Below are 19,249 nucleotides of genomic sequence, written 5' to 3'. Positions count from 1 at the left end.
CAACTCACTCGGGTGGTGAAGAAGGCGTCAGGAGATCGACGCCGCACAGGGCCGCGAGTTCCTCGGCGACAGATGCGAGTGGTCCTCGCAGCCCGGCCAGGTCCGCACGCATCTCGGGGGAGCGCTTCCAGCTCCTCTCGTGCTCGACGGGGCTGACGTCTGGTGGTCGAGTCGCTTCGTGTTCCTGGAGTGCCGGGTGCCATGTGGTGAGGAAGGGACGCAGATGGGTGTTGGTCAGCCGCGCGGCGATGGCGGGGAAGGTCAGAGGGGTGGCTGTGGTGGCTGTTTCGGTCGCGACTCGGTGCAGCAGGTCGCGTGTCGTGGCGAACAGTGAGTGGAGTGAGGTCAGTGCTTCTCGCAGGGATCCGTGGTCCCGGGGGAGCGGCTGGACTCCGACTCGGGTGACCAGCTCGACCTGGAGGTCGAAGGCCGCTGCTCGTTCCAGCGGGCTGGGGCGGGTACCGACGGAGGCATCGGGCGCGAGTTCGGCTGTGCGGGCACTCGCCGTAGCGATCCCGGTCGGAACCGAGCCCCGAGCGAAAGTGCCCGGAACGAGCGTGTGCAGGAGGCCACGACGGAGGTCTTCCTGGCGGGCCACGTCCGTGTCGTGGCGGTGTACGGCCCGGGCGAGCAGCGGATGGACGGTCCACGACCGGTCGGGCGATGCGTGGCGCAGTGCACCGGAGCCGCGAAGGGCCTCCACGGCCTCCGCGACGAGGGGTCCCACGTCCCACGGGTCGTAGGGGCCGATGGCGGACAGGACGTTCTCCAGGGTTGTCTGGGACAACGGTGCCGGGCAGGCGAGGGCGAGCAGCCGCAGGACGTCGTCGGCCGGGTCCGCACTGAGGAGGGGACGCGGCAGCAAGGCAGTCGAGAGGGGACGCCGGGCCGGCGCACCGGTGGCGGACACCGGCCGGCGGGTGGCCAGTACGTCCGGGCCGTGGGCGTGCAACCGGTTGCGCAGGCCGGCGAAGTCACCGGTGACGGTGAGGTCGGCGAGGTCGGCGAGAAGATCCAGCGCCTCCGGGTGCCCGCCGACATCACGGACGAGCGCGAGAGCGGCGGCCTGCTCCGGTTCGTCGCCGGGTACGCGACGGGAGGTGAGGAGGTGGTAGCCGTCGGCGTCCGACAACGGAGCCATGTCGACGCACTCGGCGAAGTCCGTGTACCGCAGGGACCGCGTTGTGATCAGGGTGGCCGTGAGCAGGTGCGGGCCGCGCAGCAGAGTGAGCTGGTCCGTGGCGAGTCCGTCGGGGACGCCGTCGACCACCCACAGGCAGGGCAGACCGCGTTCTCCCAGCGCGATGGCGAGGTGGCTGAGCAGGCCGGGCAGTGAGGAGGCCGACGCGGTGACCCGCAGGGCCGCCAGCACAGTGGAGACCTGCTCCGCGTACGACCGCATCGCTTCCGCGGGCTGTCCCTCGTACCGGTGCAGGTCGAACCAGAAGACGCCGCCCGGAAAGGCCGAACTGAAGTGGAGGGCGTATTCCTGGGCCAGCAACGACTTCCCCAGCCCCGGCATGCCGCGCAGTTGCGCGCCGCGTCCCCCGCCGGTCCGGTCGACCAGCGGAGCACGGTGACGGTGCAGGGCCGTGTGGATGTGCCACTGCTCGGGCAGCCGGGCGGTGAAGCGGAACGAACCCGTACGGGCCGGCGCGGGCAGCCACGGAACGACGGACGCGTCCGCCGCCTCTCCCATGAACGTGGCGACGGTGTCCACGTGGCCGGCCACGCGCGCGGCGAGACGGTCGAGCAGCTCCGGGGCGGTGGGCCAGGGCCAGTGCCGGGCGTCTCGCAGTTCGACCGGGTGCACGTGGTCGGAAGCGGGCTCGGGGTTCAGCACCAGGATGCGCCGACGAGGATCGCCCTCGCGCTGTCCGGCCAGGTACGCGTAGGTCAGCTCCCACTGGCACGCGCGCCGCTGCGGGTAGTCGGCCGAGTACAGGGCGAGCAGTATGCGGGAGTGGGCCAGCGCTTCTGTGACGGTGGCGGTGATGGACGCGAAGTCGTCCACGGCCGTGTCGTCGACGAAGACGCGCAGGTCACGTGCGCGCAGCGCGGACACCAGCGCCCCGACCCGGCCGGCGTCGGACCGGCTGTAACTGACGAAGACGTCCCATCCCGGTGCTCCCGGTGCTCCCGGTGCCTCCGCGGCTCCCGGTGCCGAGGCGTCGGGCGTACTCATGTCCGCCTCCTCGGGGGGACCGCGGTCGACAGGCTGTCCCCTCCCTCACGACAGTCGGAAAATCGCTGGGGGGGGGCGTAAATGGCGTGGTGGTCCGGGACCGGCCCACCAGGTGTCCGCACGACAGAGATCGTCACCTTGCCATCATGCGACACCAGGCTCACCGCGCTCACCGCGCGAGGCCGCCGAGCGCGGCGTCATTCCCGCGTGCCGGGTCGTGCCCCGTCCTGCTGCGGGACCGCAGGACGGCTCTGAGCGGAGCGCCCCGAAGGACGCAGGTGCCGCTCCGGATCCCGGATGCCGGCGATCTCCCCCAGCCCGATCACGTACGGCCGCAGCCGCTCCTGCAACTGGCGCAGCTCCGCGCGGAACGCGGCGTTCTGCGGCCACTCGGACTCGTCCCGCTCGGGATGGCGGGCTTCGAAGTCCGCGAGACTGGGGTGCCAGGCGGCCAGGAACGGGGCGAGCTCGAAGTTGAGGATGTCCAGCACCAGTTCGTACACCGAGTCCCCCTTGGCCGGGGGAGGAGGCGTCGTGTGGCCCTCCAGTGGCTCCCGGTAGAGGTCGAACAGCGTCTTGAGCGAGGTCAGGGCCTCGCGCAGGTTCCCGCTGCCGTCCTCCAGCGGACGAGTGGCGACCCGGGTGGCGGCTTGGAAGAACATCCGCTGAGCGGCCTGCCGCATGTCCGTCTTGGTGGTGAACGACATCTCGTTGCCGAGGAGGACGAGACGGACCTCGGTCAGCTGGGCGGACCTGCGGTACAGCTCCAGACCGAGGGCCACGGCGACGCCGATGAGGCACCCCACGATGACCGACAGCCGCTGCCCGCCGGTCTGGCTGATCGCGTACGCGGCGATTCCGACCACGCTGCCCGAGACCCCGGCCAGCACCGCACGCAGGGCGACGCGCACCGCGTTACCACCCTCACGCCCACCCCACCTGGCCACCGGCTTCCCCTCGTCCCGCTGACGCTCCGTTACGTCCCATCCGCCGGCCCACGCCCCCGACACGACGGCCGTCTCCCGCTCTCCGGCGCTCGTCCTGCTCCGCACCGGCGAACGTGACCACGCCACCTTAGGCGCAACGCGGGTCAGTTGGGCGTGCAAGCGAGAGCCGGCGTCAGCCGCGGAACGCGCGACGACTGACGGCTCCGACGAAGTCCCGCCACCCGTCGCGGGTGAACAGGAGCACAGGGCTGCCGGGGACTTCGCTGTCGCGGCCGGCTGTCGAGGCGGGCAGGGCGGCGACCTCTATGCACTGCCCCTCCGTGAGCAGTCACGGCCGAGTCGGTGGACCTGATCGACTGGGAGGACCGACCCTTGACCCTCGTGATCCGTCACGCCGCTGAGCCCGGGGCGGTGCCGTTGGGCGGGCGGTTCGCGTCGAACGTCCTCAGCGACTGGGGACTTGAGTACCTGGGCGAGCTCGCGGCGCTGATCGCATCCGAGCTGTCGACCAACGCCGTGGAGGCCGGCGGCACCCCGAAGGCCGAGCCGGGCCGTGGCGAGCGCGAGACGCTGCCGTCGGTCGCGGTGCGGTTGCGCGTGTGCGAACGGACGCTGACGGTCGAGGTCTGGGACACCAGCCGGACGCTGCCCCGGATGCGCACGCCCGACGCGGACGCCGAGAACGGCCGGGGCCTGCCGGTGGTGGCGCTGTCGAGCGAGCGCTGGGACTCGTACCGGCATCCCTCGGGCGGCAAGGCCGTCTACGCGGTGCTGCGTCTCGCGCGCGAGGTGACCGACAGGACCGGGGGCGCTGCGGAGCCGGACCCGAGAACCGTACGGACGGGTCAGAGGTGGATTCCTCCGCTGACCTCAATGCGCTGGGCAGTGATCCACTGTGTGGCGGCACTCACCAGAGCCGTCACGGCCGGGCCGATGTCGTCGGCGGCGGCGACCCGGCCCAGAGCCGACATGTCGCTCATGGCCTTCTGGTACTCCTCGCTGATCCGCAGGTAACCGCCGGCGAAGTCGGTGGCCGCCGGGCCGGGGGCGATGGTGTTGACAGTGATGCCGCGCCCGCCGAGTTCGACGGCCCAGTAGCGGGTCAAGACCTCGACCGCGCCCTTCAACGCCGAGTAGACCGAGAACGGCGCGGTGACGATCCGCGAGAGGCAGGAGGAGAAGTTGATGATCCTGCCGCCGTCGGCGAGCAGCGGCTCGGAGCCCTCGGACGCGGTGGCAAGGGCCTGGGTGAGCAGGTAGACGCCCTTGAAGTGGACCTGGTAGAGCTGATCGATGACGCTCTCTTCGGTAGCGCCCAGAGGACTGTCGCCGGAGAAGCCGGCGTTGTTGACCAGGATGTCGAACGTGCCCCGGCCCCACTCCGCCCGCAGGACCTCAGCCAGGGCCGCGGTGAACGAGGGATGGGAAGCAGTGTCGGCGGCGTCGAGCCGGATCGCCGTGGCCCTCCGGCCGACGGCGGCCACGGCATCGACGGTCTGCTCGGCCTCGTCCTCGTGCGAGCGGTAGGTGAACACGACATCGACGCCGTCGGCGGCCAACGCCTCGACCGTGGCGCGACCGATGCCGCGGTTGCCTCCTGTGACGAGCGCGATCTTCTCAGCGGACGTGGGGGGTTAGTACTGGTCACGTGGGGGTGGTTCTCCTGTCGTGCCCACTCATGCTGACCCAACGAAGCGGGACGTCTCACCCGAGGCCGGCAGAGAGGGTCCGGCGCAGGCTGAGACGGCTTCCGGGAGGCCGACGAAACCGGTCTTCAACGGTTTGAGGCTCTCAAGGCTGGCCAAGGTGATGGTCTTCTGAAGCCGACAACGCTCGTCCAAGACGTGAGTGGGCAGGACATAGAAGGTCCACTGGCCAAGGTCCAGAGGATCTAGGGTCTGCTTCTCCCGGTGATGCAGAAGGCAGAACACGTACACGTCCGCGCTGCGCAGTACATCGGCTGAAGTGATGTCGGTCCGGGCGTCCCAACCGGAGGCGGGCGCGATGCCGAAGGAGACTCTCGACGTCTGCGACTGTGCCCACGACTGTAGGTAGGCCGTTGACTTCACCTCGATACGCCAGTTCTGGGGCGTACGGATGTCAACCGCGTCCCATTCGGTACGGGTACCCGTGGCAGCGCCCAGCGCGGTGGCCACGAGGTACTCGGCCAGCACGCCTCGCATGGTGTTGCTGGTCAGGTCGGAGCACGCCCAACTCCAGAAGTCGGCGAGCTTGCCCACCGTCCTGCCGTTGGCGTGTATCAACTCATCGCCGCTGCGACGCGCGATGGCCATCGGCCCAAGCTCGGTTCCCACACAGTCCTCCGGACTATCAAGCAGGTACAGAGTTAACCGGGGCGCGATGCGTACGCCCGAGCCGAGAAGAGGCAGAAGGCCGCTCCCTGGGGAGTCACCGGGAGCCGGATCCCGAAGATCACACCCAGTTGGCTCCCAAAACCGGGACGCAAAGCAGAACAGGCCCGGCTCTGATCTCTCAGAACCGGACCTGACCTGGTGTTTCTCTGTCGGGGTGGCGGGATTTGAACCCACGACCTCTTCGTCCCGAACGAAGCGCGCTACCAAGCTGCGCCACACCCCGATTGTCGCTGCTCGTCGCGGCGACGTCGTTTACTTTAGCCCACCGGTCGCCGGAGACGAAATCCGATTCAGCGGCGGCCGCGGAGCAGGGTGGGGCGGATGTGGTCGAGGGCCACGAGGAGGGCGGCCACGGCGTAGAGGGCGAGGCCGATGAGGAGGGCGTTGCCGAGGACGCTCTTGTAACCGTGCTGGTCGACGTCCAGGAAGGGGTAGAGGTAGTGGGCCTGCGTGCCGGGCGGGAGGAGCTCGCCGCGGGCCAGGGAGAAGGCCAGGTAGGCCAGGGGATAGAGGAGCCAGCCGGGGGCTTGGCGTTGACGCAGTTGGCCGGGGATGGTGAAGAGGAACCAGTCCAGGGCCGCGGCCACCGGCACCGCCGTGTGCAGGATGTGGGTCGCGGCGGTCTGCCAGCCCGTGCCGGCGCTGCCCCCGAGGGCGAAGGGGCTCGTCGGGTTGGCCAGGAGGGCGTGGTGGACGAGGGCGGCCGCGACGACGTAGAAGAGGGTCGCGCCGGTGAGGGAGGCCGGCAGGGGGTGGTGGGCGGACCACGCGCACTGCGCGGAGGCCAGCATCACCAGCGCCAGCAGGATGCCGCTCAGGATCGTGAAGTTGCTCAGGGTGTCGGCCACCGGGCCGCCCGCGGTCAGCTCCAGCGCCACTCCGGTCAGGGCCAGCAGGGCGATGAGGGTCCGGAAGGCCGCGACCGGGCGGCGGCGTACGGGGAGCAGCACCGCTCGGGGCGGGACCACGGTGGGCAGCAGGGCGGCGCGGCCCGGGATCGGGGGGAGGTCCGGGAGGTCCCTGGGTATCGGCGACGTCGGGGCTGTCATGGCCTCACGGTAGGCATACCGGACATAGCGGGCGATGTGGGTAGGCCGTGTGGGTTACGCGGCCCGGCCCGCTGTCGCCCTCCCCGCGTACGCCGTACAGCACCCGCGTACGCCGTACCGCGGACCGCCCGCTCGCAGGCGGCCCGGCCCTCCGGCGTCAGTGGTCCCGGCCCACCAGGGTCAGCAGCGTCGCCTCCGGGGGGCAGGCGAAGCGGACCGGGGTGTAGCGGCTGGTGCCGCAGCCCGCCGAGACGTGGAGGTAGGACGTACGGCCCTCCGCCGTGTGCGTGGACAGGCCCTTCACGCGGTCCGTGTCCAGGTCGCAGTTGGTGACCAGGGCGCCGTAGAACGGGATGCACAGCTGGCCGCCGTGGGTGTGGCCGGCCAGGATCAGGGGGTAGGCGTCGGCCGCGTAGGCGTCCAGGACGCGCAGGTACGGTGCGTGGACCACGCCCATCGAGAAGTCCGCCGCGCCGGACGGGCCGCCCGCCACCTCGGCGTACCGGTCGCGCTTGATGTGCGGGTCGTCCAGTCCCGTCAGCTCGACCGACACGCCCTCGATCTTGAGAGTGCCGCGGGTGTTCGTGAGGTTCTGCCAGCCCGCGGCGTCGAAGCCGTCGCGCAGGTCCTCCCACGGGTTGTGGACGGCGTCCACGACGGGCGCGTTGCCGTTCAGGCCGTGGCGACCCTGGACCTTCTCCAGCAGGTAGCGGGCGGGGTTGCGCGGCTTCGGGCCGTAGTAGTCGTTGGAGCCGAAGACGTAGGCGCCCGGGAACTCCATCAGGGGGCCCAGGGCGTCCAGGACCTCGGGGACGCCCTCCGGGTCGGACAGGTTGTCGCCGGTGTTGATCACGAAGTCGGGGCGCAGCCCGGCCAGCGAGCGCAGCCAGCGCTGCTTCTTGCGCTGGCCGCCGACCATGTGGATGTCGGAGACCTGGAGCACGCGCAGCGGCCGCATACCGGAGGGCAGGGCGGGGACCGTCACCCGTCGGAGGCGGAAGGAACGGGCCTCGAACCCCGCCGCGTAGGCCAGACCGGCGGCGCCAACCGCCGTGATGGACAGGGGTACTCCGTATCGCGCGCGCATGCGTCCATCGTGTCAGAAGCGGAGGGCGGGGGCCGACCGCGGTCGGGCGGCGGCAGCCCGCGGTCGAACGGCGGCAGTCCGCCGTCGGTCCGCCGTCGGTCTGCCGTCGGTCTGCCGTCGGTCCGCCGTCGGTCGGCCGTCGGGCCGTGGGACCGGTGGTGGCTCCGTCGCGGCCCTGTGTCGGGCCGCCGCCGCGATGCGGGCGTGGGCCGGGTCCCCGGCGGTGCGGCAAATCGACGCGCGTTCCTCTTCCCGTACCTGCGACAATCAGGTCCATGACCACGCTCAAGTCGAAGCTGCACGACGACCTCAACGCCGCGATCAAGGAGCGGGACGAGCTGCGTTCCTCGACGCTCCGGCTGACGCTCGCCGCGATCACCAAGGAGGAGGTCGCGGGGAAGAAGAAGCGGGAGCTCTCCGACGACGAGGTGCAGAAGGTGATCACCCGCGAGGCGAAGAAGCGCCGTGAGGCCGCCGAGGCCTTCGCCCAGGGCGGCCGCCCCGAGAGCGCGGAGCGGGAGAAGGCGGAGGGCGAGGTGCTCGCCGCCTACCTGCCCAAGCAGCTGTCCGACGACGAGCTGACCGCGATCGTCGCGCAGGCCGTCGAGGAGGCGAAGGCGGCCGGCGCCGAGGGGCCGCGGGCGATGGGCGCCGTGATGAAGATCGTGAACCCGAAGGTGGCCGGGCAGGCCGAGGGCGGCCGGGTCGCCGCGCTGGTCAAGAAGCAGCTGGCCGGCTGAGCCGTCCCGGTCCCCGAGAACGGGCGAGGGCCCGCTCCGCACGATGTGCGGAGCGGGCCCTCACCCGTTTATGCCTACCCGGTCACCCGGTCACCCGGTACCCGGTCATCCGGCCACAGACCGACGGGACCGCTCGTCAGTCGCGTCCGCCGGGGCCGTTGCCCGCGCCCTGGAACCAGTTGCCGGGGAAGCCGCCGTCGTCCGAACCGCCGTCGCCGGTGCCGCCGTCGGACAGGCCGGCGATGAAGCCCTCGTCGTCGCCGTCGTTGCCGCCGCCGCCATTGCCGCCACCGCCGTTGTTTCCGCCGCCGGGCTTGTTGTCGTCGCCGCGGCCCTTGTCCTTGTCTTTGTTCTTGTCCTTGTTCTTGTCGCCGTCCGGGATGTCGACGAGGTTGAACGGCGGTGCGTCCTTGCCCGACAGGGCGCCGGTCATGGCGTCCTTCCAGATCGGACCGGGGACCGCGCCACCGAAGACGAGGGAGTGGTAGACGCCGCCGATCGTGATGTTCTTCATCTCGACCTTCTGGGTGGCGCTGCCGACCCAGACGGCGCCCGACATGTTCGGCGTGTAGCCGACGAACCAGGCGTTCTTGCGCTCGTCGGTCGTACCCGTCTTGCCCGCGTTGTCGCGGTCGCCCAGGCCGGCTTCCTTACCCGTACCGGAGTCGACCACGCCGCGCAGCAGGGTGTTCACGCTGTCCGCGGTCTTCTCGGACATGGCCCGCGAGCACGTCGACTTCGGGACGTCGAGCGACTTCTGCTCGTCTCCGACCTTCTGCGTGATCGACTCGATCGCGACCGGCGTGCAGTACATGCCGCGCGAGGCGAAGGTCGCGTAGGCGCTCGCCATGGTCAGCGGGGACATACCGACCGAGCCGAGGGCGAGGGCGGAGGGGTTCTGCGGCAGCTTGTCGCCGTTGCCCTGGTGGACGTGGAGCTTGTCCGCCATGGTCGAGACGGGGCACAGGCCGATGTCGGAGAGCATCTGCACGAAGTAGGTGTTGACCGACTTGGCCATCGCCTCCTTCAGCCGGTACGGGCCGACCTCCGACTCGTTCTCGTTCTCGACCCGGTAGCCGGAGTCGTTGATCCAGGGCTTCTCGCAGGTCTGGATGGGGCTCGGGTAGTCCATGTCGTACGGCGACGAGTACTCCTTCGTCGCCGGGACGTTCTCCTCCAGGGCCGCGGCCGCCAGGAACGGCTTGAACGTCGAACCCGTCGGGAAGCCGAAGTTGGAGCCGCCGTAGGCCGCGTCGACCGAGTAGTTGTACTCCGTCTCGTTCTTGCCGTAGCCGAACGGCTTCGACTGGCCCATGCCGACGATCTTGCCGGTGCCCGGCTCGACCATCGTGACCGCCGCCGCCACCGAGTCCGCCTTGTAGACGTGGTTCTTCAGGGAGTCGTTAACCGACTCCTGGGCCTGCGGGTCGAGGGTCGTACGGATGGTCAGGCCGCCCTGGTTCCAGACCTTGGCCCGGTCCTTGCGGGTCTTGCCGAAGACCGAGTCGCTGAGGAACACCTCGCGCACGTAGTCGCAGAAGAAGCTCGCGCTGTTCACGGCCGTGATGCAGCCGTTGTTGGGCTTGCTGACCTTCAGTCCGAGCGGCGCCTTCTTCGCCTCGGCGGCCTCCGCCTGCGAGATGTCGCCGACCTGGGCCATGCGGGTCAGGACGGTGTTGCGCCGCTTGGTGGCCTCGGCCTCGTCGTTGACCGGGTCGTAGCGGCTGGGCGACTGGACGATGCCGGCCAGGAGGGCGGACTCCTGGACGTTGAGGTCCTTGGCGTGCTTGGAGAAGTAGCGCTGGGAGGCCGCCTCGACGCCGTAGGCCTGCTGGCCGAAGAAGGTGATGTTCAGGTAGTTCTCGAGGATCTTCTTCTTGCCCAGTTCCTCCTCGACCTGGATCGCGAGCTTCAGCTCCTGGATCTTGCGGCCGATGGTCTGCTGGGTGGCCTGCGCGACCTTGGTCGGGTCGTCGCCCGCCTCCTCCACGAAGACGTTCTTGACGTACTGCTGGGTGAGCGTGGACGCGCCCTCGGAGACCTCGCCGCTGCGCGCGTTCTTGTTGAGCGCGCGCAGGACGCCCTTGAGGTCGATCGCCCCGTGCTCGTAGAAGCGCGAGTCCTCGATCGCGACGATCGCCTTCTGCATGTACGGCGAGATGTCCTTGAGGTCGACCACCGTGCGGTCGCGCGAGTAGACCGTGGCGATGGTGTCGCCCTCGGTGTCGAGGATGGTGGTGCGCTGGCTCAGCGGGGGAGTCTTCAGGTTGGTCGGGAGGGCGTCGAAGCCCTCCACCGACCCCTTGGCGGCCAGCCCCAGCGCGCCCACTGCGGGCAACGCGATGCCGGCCAGCACTGCTCCCGCGAGCACACTGACACCGAGGAATTTGGCGGCCTGCTGCGTTGGCGACAGACCACCGCCCGAGCGCTTCTTTGGCATGGAGGCAGCCTACGTTCTCATTCGCCGGACACGCGTATATGCCTTGGCCTAAGCTGCACCCAACTGTCACAGCAGTGCGGCCACGTATCAATACGTCCGGCGACCCCGAATCGTTCCGGATCTGCTCGAATTTTTTCTGCGAGGCCCCGCTGGGGGCGCGTTGGTGTGTACCGGCGCGTTCCGCGGCGCGTGAGGTGTGTGTCCGAATCCGCCTCGTGTGTCAATCAGTGTCCGTTGTGGCGCAGCGAAGATGACCGGAATGCCGGGATAGTCGCGCATGTCGCCAGCTCACTCCCCCGGGTGATCTGCCGCTTACCCATAGTCCGTTCGGGCCATTCAAGATTGGGCCCGAAGGGGGTGTTGCGCTGTGCCCACCTTCCGTAACGTCCTCAACTGGCGGCGGTGAATATGCCGCTGCCGCCGTGGGGGAGCCTCGATTCGGGAGAGGACGGCGCCGGTATGGGCTGGGTAACCGACTGGAGTGCGCAGGCCGCCTGCCGCACTACCGATCCGGACGAACTGTTCGTTCAGGGAGCAGCGCAGAACAGGGCCAAGGCGGTGTGCACCGGGTGCCCGGTGCGGACCGAGTGCCTGGCCGACGCGCTGGACAACCGCGTCGAGTTCGGCGTGTGGGGAGGAATGACGGAGCGGGAGCGCCGCGCGCTGCTGCGCAGGCGGCCCACCGTGACCTCCTGGCGCCGGCTGCTGGAGACGGCGCGGACGGAGTACGAGCGGGGGGCCGGCATCGTGCCCCTCGACGACGACGAGATCTACGAGAACTACGCGGCGGCCGTGGGGTGAGTCGGCGATCGTGGGGTGAGTCCGGAATCTGACGGTCCGGGAATCTGACGGTCCGGCTGTCTGACGGTTGTCGAATCCGACGGTCCTCGAATCCTGACGGTCCTCGAACCTGAACAGGCCTCCGCCTCTCAGGCGCCCGGATCGGGCAGCTCGGGCCGGTCGGTCGCCAGGCGTGCGCCGACGTCCCGCAGACCCGCGAGGTCGTGCACGTCGCCGGGGAGCGCGGCCACCTCGGTGACCGCCACTTCGGGGTGCCGTGCGGTGAAGCGGTCCCGCGTGCGCTGCTCGCGGGCGAGCAGGTGCATGCGCTCCGCGTGCAGCCTCAGCAGACCGGCCGCGAGCCCGTCGACGGACCGCTCCGGCGTGTCGTCCGGCGCGGTCGCCTGCGTGCCTGCGGACGGGTCCGCCGGTGTGCCGGGAGCCGTGGGAGAGGGCGCCTCGGGAGAGGGTGCGGGGGCGGAGCCGGGAGCGGTGGCGTCGGGGGCGGCGCCGGACTCGGGCTCGGCCGACTCTGAACTGCCTTGCGTGTCGGGAGAGTTACGAACTCCAGCTTTCCCGTCGCCCTGATCCACAATGCGGGGATCCTCAAGATTTTCCGCGGCGGCGATCGCCCGCTCGGCCGACAGCCGGTCGGCGCCGCTGCCGTGCACCCGGTTGAGCACCAGACCGGCGAGCGGCATGTCCTCGGCGGCCAGCCGCTGGACGAAGTACGCGGCCTCGCGCAGCGCGTCCCGCTCCGGCGCCGCGACCACCAGGAACGCCGTCCCCGGCGCCTGCAGCAGCTTGTACGTCGCGTCGGCGCGGGTGCGGAAACCGCCGAACATGGAGTCCATCGCGGCCACGAAGGTCTGCACGTCCTTCAGGAACTGCCCGCCCAGCACCTTCCCCAGGACGCCGGTCATCATCGACATGCCGACGTTCAGGAACTTCATGCCGGCCCGGCCGCCGACCTTCGCGGGGGCCAGCAGGACCCGGATCAGCTTGCCGTCGAGGAAGGAACCGAGGCGCTTGGGGGCGTCCAGGAAGTCCAGCGCCGAGCGCGACGGCGGCGTGTCGACGACGATGAGGTCCCACTCGTCCCGCCCCCGCAGCTGCCCCAGCTTCTCCATCGCCATGTACTCCTGCGTGCCCGCGAAGCCCGCCGAGAGCGACTGGTAGAAGGGGTTGCCCAGGATCGCCGCCGCCCGGTCGGGATCCGCGTGCGCCTCGACGATCTCGTCGAAGGTGCGCTTCATGTCGAGCATCATGGCGTGCAGCTCGCCGCCCGCCGAGTCGTCGACGCCCTTGACCCGGCGCGGGGTGTTGTCGAGCGAGTCGATGCCCATCGACTGGGCGAGCCGCCGGGCCGGGTCGATGGTGAGGACGACCACCTTGCGGCCGCGCTCGGCCGCGCGCAGCCCCAGGGCCGCAGCGGTGGTCGTCTTGCCGACCCCGCCCGAACCGCAGCAGACCACGATGCGGGTCTGCGGGTCGTCCAGCAGCGGGTCGACGTCGAGCACCCGCGCGGGGGCCAGCCGCCGGGCGCCGTCCTGCTGCCGGGCCGGGCCACCGCTCGCGCGCTTTCCGGTTGCCGGGTTCGTGTGTTCTCCGGTTTCCGGGCTCGCGCGCTTACCGGTTTCCGGGCTCGTGTGCTTACCGGTTTCCGAGCCCGTGCGCTTCCCCGCTTCCGGGCTCGTCCGCTTCCCCGCTTCCGCGCTCATGCGATCCCCGCTTCCGGGCTCATGCGATCCCCTGCTTCCGCAGCTCGGCGGCGAGTTCGTACAGGCCCGCCAGGTCCATGCCCTCGGCGAGCAGCGGCAGTTCGTCCAGCGGCAGGCCCAGGTCGGTCAGGACGGCCCGCTGCTCCTGCTCCAGCGCGTACCGCTCGCCGTACTCCGCGGCCTGCGCGAGGAGCGGGTCCACCAGCCGCTCGGCGTGCCCGCCGCGCCGCGCCCCGCCGAGCCCGGCACCGGACAGGGACCGCGCGAGCGCCGTACGCGAGGTGCTCCCCACGCGTTCCAGGTCGGTCGCGTCCAGCACCTGGGGCCGGACCATGTTGACGACGACCCTGCCCACCGGGAGCCGTGCCGCCCGCAGCTCGGCGATGCCGTCGGCGGTCTCCTGGACCGGCATCTCCTCCAGCAGCGTCACCAGGTGCACGGCGGTCTCCCGGGACTTCAGCACCCGCATCACGGCCTGCGCCTGATTGTGTATCGGGCCGACCTTCGCGAGCCCGGCCACCTCGTCGTTGACGTTGAGGAAGCGCGTGATGCGGCCCGTCGGCGGGGCGTCCATGACGACGTAGTCGTACGCGAACCGCCCGTTCCGGTCCTTGCGGCGCACCGCCTCGCACGCCTTGCCGGTCAGCAGCACGTCCCTGACGCCTGGCGCGACGGTGGTCGCGAAGTCGATCGCGCCCAGCTTCTTCAGGGCCCGGCCCGCGCTGCCCAGCTTGTAGAACATCTGGAGGTAGTCCAGAAGGGCCCGCTCGGCGTCTATGGCGAGGGCGTACACCTCCCCGCCGCCGGGAGCGACCGCGATCTTGCGCTCCTCATAGGGCAGCGCCTCCGTCTCGAAAAGCTGCGCGATGCCCTGGCGGCCCTCGACCTCGACGAGAAGCGCGCGCTTCCCCTCGGTGGCCAGGGCCAGCGCTAGGGCCGCGGCCACCGTGGTCTTGCCGGTTCCGCCCTTGCCACTGACGACCTGGAGCCTGCTCACGTATTCGAGCGTAACCAGTTCGGGCTCCGAGTACGCCGGGGGCTGTGGACAACGTCGCTCCGGACGGCCCGCGGAGGCGTCCCCGGCAACGGCTAGAGTCGGCCGCATGACCAAGTGGGAATACGCAACCGTGCCGCTGCTCGTCCATGCCACGAAGCAGATTCTGGACACCTGGGGCGAGGACGGCTGGGAGCTCGTCCAGGTCGTGCCCGGGCCGAACAATCCCGAGCAGCTCGTCGCCTACCTGAAGCGGGAGAAGCAGGCATGAGTGCCGTCGAGGCCAGGCTCGCCGAGCTGGGGCTGACGCTGCCCGAGGTCGTTCCGCCGCTGGCCGCCTACCAGCCGGCCGTGCAGTCGGGCCCGTACGTTTACACCTCCGGCCAGCTGCCCATGCTGGACGGCAAACTCGCGGTCACCGGCAAGGTGGGCGCCGAGGTCACCGCGGAGGAGGCCAAGGAACTGGCACGCACCTGCGCGCTGAACGCCCTGGCCGCCGTCAAGTCCGTCGCCGGCGACCTCGACCGCGTCGCGCGTGTCGTCAAGGTCGTCGGCTTCGTCGCGTCCGCGACCGACTTCACCGGCCAGCCCGGTGTGATCAACGGCGCCAGCGAGCTCCTCGGCGAGGTCCTCGGCGACAAGGGCGTCCACGCCCGCAGCGCGGTCGGCGTGGCGGTCCTCCCGCTGGACGCGCCGGTCGAGGTCGAGGTCCAGGTGGAGCTCGTCCAGGCGTAGCGGACCCGCCACCGCGCGGGGATGCGTTCACCGCGCGGGGGCCCGTTGCCAGGGCGGCAACAAAGCTCGCCTCCCTCGTGGCGTCCCCGCAGGATCGGTTCCGGTGCCCCGTACGGCGTGGGAGCCGGCTCCGGCGGGCCGGAGCGGTCCCGGCCGGTTCCGGGGCCGTACCGACCCCGTATGCGCCAGGAGGAGCCATGCCGAAGCCGTCCACGAGCGACCCGGCCGAGAACCGTTCCGGCCGGTCCGGCCCCCGGTCCGGCCACCGGCCCGTCTCCCCGCCTGCCTCCCGGCCCGTGCACCGTCTGGTCCCCTCGCCCGCGGGCCGCGTCCACCTGGTGGAGCAGGGCAGCGGGCCACTGGTACTGCTCGTGCACGGCTTTCCCGAGTCCTGGTACTCCTGGCGCCGCCAGCTCCCCGCGCTGGCCGCCGCCGGGTTCCGGGCCGTCGCCGTCGACGTCCGCGGGTACGGGCGCTCCTCACGGCCGGACGCCGTCGAGGCGTACCGCATGCTGGATCTGGTGGCGGACAACGTCGCCGTCGTGGAGGCGCTGGGCGAGCGCTCCGCCGTGGTCGTCGGCCACGACTGGGGCGCGAACATCGCCGCCCACTCCGCGCTGCTGCGGCCGGACGTCTTCCGCGCGGTGGGCCTGCTGAGCGTGCCGTACACCCCGCCGGGCGGCCCGCGGCCCAGCGACGTCTTCGCCGGCCTGGGCGCCGCCGGGCCCTTCGCCGGGCAGGAGTTCTACGTCTCGTACTTCCAGGAGCCCGGCCGGGCCGAGGCGGAGATCGAGCCCGACGTACGCGGCTGGCTCGCCGGGTTCTACGCCGCGCTGTCCGCCGACACCATGCCGGCGCCCCAGGAGCCCGACCCGCACTTCGTCGCGCCCGGCGGCAGGCTGCGCGACCGGTTCCCGGCCGCGGGGAGGCTGCCGGCCTGGCTCACCGAGGAGGAGCTGGACGTCTACGCGGGGGAGTTCGAGCGCACCGGCCTGACCGGCGCCCTCAACCGCTACCGCAACATGGACCGCGACTGGGAGGACCTGACCGCACACGAGGGCGCGCCGATCACGCAGCCCGCCCTGTTCCTCGGGGGCGCCCTGGACGCCTCCACCACCTGGCTCTCGGACGCGATCGAGGCGTATCCCACGACGCTGCCCGGGCTGAGCGCCGCGCACCTCCTCGACGGCTGCGGCCACTGGCTCCAGCAGGAGCGGCCGGAGGAGACCAACCGGCTGCTGACCGAGTGGCTGGCCGCCCTGCCCGGATGACGTCCGTCTCACCCGTCCGTCCCGCTCCCGGGGCCACTCGAACATCCGCCCACCACCGGATAGCCTCCGGCCATGGCGAAAGGTCAGGCGAACGGCCGGGCGGGTGAGCGGCCGGGTGAGCGGCCGGGCGGTCCGGCGAACGGCCAGTGGTACCCACCGGAGTGGCCGGACCGCATCCGGGCGCTGGCCGCGGGGACCCTCACTCCGGTGACCCCCAGGCGGGCGGCCACCGTCATGCTCCTGAAGGACACCGGCGGGGACGGCGGCACGGCCGTCCACATGCTGCGCCGCCGTACCTCCATGGCGTTCGCCGGGGGTGCGTACGCCTATCCGGGCGGCGGCGTCGACCCGCGCGACGACGACCGGGACATCGGCTGGGCGGGCCCCACGCGCGCGTGGTGGGCGGACCGGCTCGGCGTCGACGAGGCCGGCGCCCAGGCGATCGTCTGCGCGGCCGTGCGCGAGACCTTCGAGGAGGCGGGTGTGCTCCTCGCCGGCCCGACCGGCGACTCGGTGGCCGGCGACACGACCGGTGCCGACTGGGAGGCGGACCGCTCCGCCCTGGTCGCCCGCGAGCTGTCCTTCGCCGAGTTCCTGGACCGCCGGGGTCTCGTCCTGCGCTCCGACCTGCTGGGCGCCTGGGCCCGCTGGATCACCCCGGAGTTCGAGTCGCGCCGCTACGACACGTGGTTCTTCGTGGCCGCGCTCCCCGAGGGGCAGCGCACCCGCAACGCATCCACGGAGGCCGACCGCACGGTGTGGATCGCGCCGCAGGAGGCGGCGGCCGGGTACGACCGGGGCGAGCTGCTGATGATGCCGCCGACCGTCGCGACCCTGCGCGGCCTCGCGGCGTGCCGTACGGCGGCCGAGGCGCTGGCGTCGGCTCCGCAGCGGGACATGACGCCCGTACTGGCCCGGGCCCGGCTCCTGGACGACGAGGTCGTCCTCTCCTGGCCGGGGCACGAGGAGTTCACCAAGCACGTCCCGAGCACGGCGCCGGAGGCCGCGAGTCCCTCCGCCCCGGACGACGATGCCGGTCCCGATCCCGACCCGACCGGGGGAACCTCCGCATGACGGACGCAGCAGCACTGCCCGGCCAGCCGAGGGGCGGCGTCCTCTCCGGGCCCGCCACCGCGCGCGCGGTGAACGTTCTCGCGCCGAACGCCTCGGCGATGACCCTGGATGGCACCAACACCTGGATCCTCGCCGAACCCGGCTCCGACCTGGCCGTCGTGGTCGACCCGGGCCCGCTGGACGACACCCACCTGCGGCGTGTCGTCGACACGGCCGAGCAGGCCGGCAAGCGTGTCGCGCTGACGCTGCTGACACACGGCCACCCGGACCACGCGGAGGGCGCCGCGCGCTTCGCCGAGCTGACGCGCACGAACGTACGGGCCCTGGACCCGGCGCTGCGGCTCGGCGACGAGGGGCTGGCCGCCGGTGACGTGATCGGGGTCGGGGGCCTGGAGCTGAGGGTCGTACCGACCCCCGGGCACACGGCCGACTCCCTGTCCTTCCACCTGCCCGCCGACCGGGCGGTCCTGACGGGCGACACCGTCCTGGGACGCGGTACGACGGTGGTGGCCCACCCGGACGGCCGCCTCGGCGACTACCTGGACTCGCTGCGCAGGCTCAGGTCGCTCACGGCCGACGACGGCGTGCACACGGTGCTTCCCGGCCACGGGCCCGTGCTGGAGGACGCCCAGGGCGTCGTGGAGTACTACCTGGCCCATCGGGCCCACCGTCTCGCCCAGGTGGAGACGGCGGTCGAGGACGGCCACCGGACGCCCGGGGAGGTCGTCGCCCACGTGTACGCGGACGTCGACCGCTCCCTGTGGCCCGCGGCGGAACTCTCGGTGCGGGCACAGCTGGAGTACCTGCGCGAGCACGGGCTGATCCAGCGTCCGGAGTGATCGCCTCCGGACACCCCCGGCGTCAGCGGGAGCGCTTGGCCAGCCGCTCGACGTCCAGCAGGATCACCGCGCGGGCCTCCAGGCGGAGCCAGCCGCGCTGGGCGAAGTCCGCCAGCGCCTTGTTGACCGTCTCGCGGGACGCGCCGACCAGCTGGGCCAGCTCCTCCTGCGTCAGGTCGTGGACGACGTGGATGCCCTCCTCGGACTGCACGCCGAAGCGGCGCGAGAGGTCGAGCAGGGCGCGGGCGACACGGCCGGGGACGTCCGAGAAGACCAAATCCGACATGGCGTCGTTGGTCTTGCGCAGGCGGCGGGCGACGGCACGCAGCAGGGCGGTGGCCACCTCGGGGCGGACGTTCAGCCAGGGCTGGAGGTCGCCGTGGCCGAGGGCGAGCAGCTTGACCTCGGTCAGCGCGGTGCCGGTCGCCGTGCGCGGGCCCGGGTCGAAGAGCGACAGCTCGCCGATCAGCTCGCTGGGACCGACGACGGCGAGCATGTTCTCGCGCCCGTCGGGGGACGTGCGGTGAAGCTTGACCTTGCCTTCCGTGACCACGTAGAGGCGGTCCCCGGGGTCCCCCTCGTGGAACAGGGTGTCGCCGCGGGCGAGGGTCACCTCACTCATGGAGGCGCGGAGCTCCGCGGATTGCTCGTCGTCGAGCGCCGCGAAGAGCGGGTTGCGCCGCAGAACGTCGTCCACGAGTTCTCTCCTTGTCGACCGGCTCAGAGGATCTTGTTCCCCCGGTGTACCAGGGGTCCGTGGTGCCCATTTTGCCGGACAGTCCAAACAGTGTGATCTGTCACAAGGATGCCGCACTGGTGTCCCGGGGTACGCGGCAGGGGTCCAATTGGACGCCGATCTTCGAGGTCCGGGGCAGATGTCGGTGTCGGGTCGTAGGCTGGCCGGGTGTCCAAGTCGCCGGTGAGAGCACAGGCCTGGGGGGCTGCGCGGGTGGGTGCACGTCGCGATTCCGCTGTGGGCGAACAGGGTCCCGATGGCGGTAGGGAAGCGGCG

At 71.3% G+C, this 19,249-nt stretch carries 18 protein-coding genes and 1 tRNA gene; 7 read left to right on the top strand and 12 right to left on the bottom strand.

Features of this window, described 5'->3' with window-relative positions; translation table 11 throughout:
* Positions 1-4 precede the first annotated feature (4 nt).
* The 8 genes from IG94_RS0123640 to IG94_RS0123605 form a co-directional block, all read right to left on the bottom strand.
* Positions 5-2,185 (bottom strand): toll/interleukin-1 receptor domain-containing protein, encoded by a 2,181-nt coding sequence (locus tag IG94_RS0123640; RefSeq protein ID WP_031040597.1) that lies wholly within the window; start codon positions 2,183-2,185, stop codon positions 5-7.
* A 197-nt stretch (positions 2,186-2,382) separates the two neighbouring features.
* Entirely contained in the window at positions 2,383-3,096 is a 714-nt protein-coding gene (locus IG94_RS0123635; RefSeq protein ID WP_052410822.1) for a hypothetical protein, read from the bottom strand.
* Between the two features lie 208 nt (positions 3,097-3,304).
* The gene (locus IG94_RS40725) at positions 3,305-3,439 is read right to left on the bottom strand and encodes a DUF397 domain-containing protein (RefSeq protein WP_224326506.1); all 135 of its coding nucleotides are present in this window, start codon (positions 3,437-3,439) and stop codon (positions 3,305-3,307) included.
* 538 nt (positions 3,440-3,977) lie between these two features.
* On the bottom strand, positions 3,978-4,745 hold the full coding sequence (locus tag IG94_RS0123625; RefSeq protein ID WP_031040589.1) for an SDR family NAD(P)-dependent oxidoreductase: 768 nt from the start codon (positions 4,743-4,745) through the stop codon (positions 3,978-3,980).
* 63 nt (positions 4,746-4,808) lie between these two features.
* Positions 4,809-5,426, bottom strand: coding sequence for a hypothetical protein (locus tag IG94_RS0123620; protein WP_052410821.1), 618 nt, complete (start codon positions 5,424-5,426; stop codon positions 4,809-4,811).
* Between the two features lie 230 nt (positions 5,427-5,656).
* Positions 5,657-5,730 (bottom strand) — tRNA-Pro (locus IG94_RS0123615).
* Between the two features lie 67 nt (positions 5,731-5,797).
* Positions 5,798-6,556, bottom strand: coding sequence for a Pr6Pr family membrane protein (locus IG94_RS0123610; RefSeq protein WP_031040584.1), 759 nt, complete (start codon positions 6,554-6,556; stop codon positions 5,798-5,800).
* A 157-nt stretch (positions 6,557-6,713) separates the two neighbouring features.
* Positions 6,714-7,643, bottom strand: coding sequence for a metallophosphoesterase (locus IG94_RS0123605; protein ID WP_031040582.1), 930 nt, complete (start codon positions 7,641-7,643; stop codon positions 6,714-6,716).
* Positions 7,644-7,918: 275 nt separating this feature from the next.
* Here IG94_RS0123605 and IG94_RS0123600 point away from each other — a divergent pair, with 275 nt between their 5' ends.
* On the top strand, positions 7,919-8,383 hold the full coding sequence (locus IG94_RS0123600; RefSeq protein ID WP_031040579.1) for a GatB/YqeY domain-containing protein: 465 nt from the start codon (positions 7,919-7,921) through the stop codon (positions 8,381-8,383).
* A 136-nt stretch (positions 8,384-8,519) separates the two neighbouring features.
* On the opposite strand, the gene IG94_RS0123595 is transcribed toward IG94_RS0123600, so the two are convergent.
* Positions 8,520-10,823 carry a transglycosylase domain-containing protein gene (locus IG94_RS0123595; RefSeq protein ID WP_031040574.1) on the bottom strand — a complete coding sequence of 768 codons (2,304 nt, stop codon included), beginning with the start codon at positions 10,821-10,823 and terminating at the stop codon, positions 8,520-8,522.
* A 459-nt stretch (positions 10,824-11,282) separates the two neighbouring features.
* Between IG94_RS0123595 and wblA the strand changes: the two genes are divergently transcribed.
* Positions 11,283-11,624, top strand: a complete 342-nt coding sequence (wblA, locus tag IG94_RS0123590; protein ID WP_031040570.1) for a transcriptional regulator WblA — start codon at positions 11,283-11,285, stop codon at positions 11,622-11,624.
* Positions 11,625-11,752: 128 nt separating this feature from the next.
* Here wblA and bagB read toward each other — a convergent pair whose 3' ends face one another.
* Positions 11,753-13,138 (bottom strand): ATPase BagB, encoded by a 1,386-nt coding sequence (bagB, locus tag IG94_RS0123585; RefSeq protein ID WP_052410833.1) that lies wholly within the window; start codon positions 13,136-13,138, stop codon positions 11,753-11,755.
* Positions 13,139-13,343: 205 nt separating this feature from the next.
* Positions 13,344-14,321, bottom strand: coding sequence for an ATPase BagA (gene bagA / locus IG94_RS0123580; protein WP_031040565.1), 978 nt, complete (start codon positions 14,319-14,321; stop codon positions 13,344-13,346).
* Positions 14,322-14,427: 106 nt separating this feature from the next.
* Between bagA and sp36 the strand changes: the two genes are divergently transcribed.
* The 5 genes from sp36 (at position 14,428) to IG94_RS0123555 (ending at position 18,237) form a co-directional block, all read left to right on the top strand.
* Entirely contained in the window at positions 14,428-14,589 is a 162-nt protein-coding gene (gene sp36, locus IG94_RS41865) for a Sp36 family protein (protein ID WP_003975360.1), read from the top strand.
* Positions 14,586-15,053: a RidA family protein gene (locus tag IG94_RS0123570; RefSeq protein ID WP_031040564.1), complete on the top strand. Its 468-nt coding sequence runs from the start codon at positions 14,586-14,588 to the stop codon at positions 15,051-15,053. The genes sp36 and IG94_RS0123570 overlap by 4 nt, the downstream gene beginning before the upstream one ends.
* 197 nt (positions 15,054-15,250) lie before the next feature.
* Positions 15,251-16,324 (top strand): alpha/beta fold hydrolase, encoded by a 1,074-nt coding sequence (locus IG94_RS0123565; RefSeq protein WP_224326491.1) that lies wholly within the window; start codon positions 15,251-15,253, stop codon positions 16,322-16,324.
* Positions 16,325-16,396: 72 nt separating this feature from the next.
* Entirely contained in the window at positions 16,397-17,398 is a 1,002-nt protein-coding gene (locus tag IG94_RS0123560; protein ID WP_107060655.1) for an NUDIX hydrolase, read from the top strand.
* Positions 17,395-18,237 (top strand): MBL fold metallo-hydrolase, encoded by an 843-nt coding sequence (locus IG94_RS0123555; protein WP_031040554.1) that lies wholly within the window; start codon positions 17,395-17,397, stop codon positions 18,235-18,237. Before IG94_RS0123560 ends, IG94_RS0123555 begins: the two co-directional genes overlap by 4 nt.
* Before the next feature lie 22 nt (positions 18,238-18,259).
* Here IG94_RS0123555 and IG94_RS0123550 read toward each other — a convergent pair whose 3' ends face one another.
* Positions 18,260-18,934, bottom strand: coding sequence for a Crp/Fnr family transcriptional regulator (locus IG94_RS0123550; protein ID WP_003975365.1), 675 nt, complete (start codon positions 18,932-18,934; stop codon positions 18,260-18,262).
* Positions 18,935-19,249 lie beyond the last annotated feature (315 nt).

Source organism: Streptomyces olivaceus, assembly GCF_000721235.1.
GTDB lineage: Bacteria > Actinomycetota > Actinomycetes > Streptomycetales > Streptomycetaceae > Streptomyces > Streptomyces olivaceus.
The sequence above is the reverse complement of the archived record's forward strand: the minus strand, read 5'-3'. Positions and strand labels throughout refer to the sequence as shown.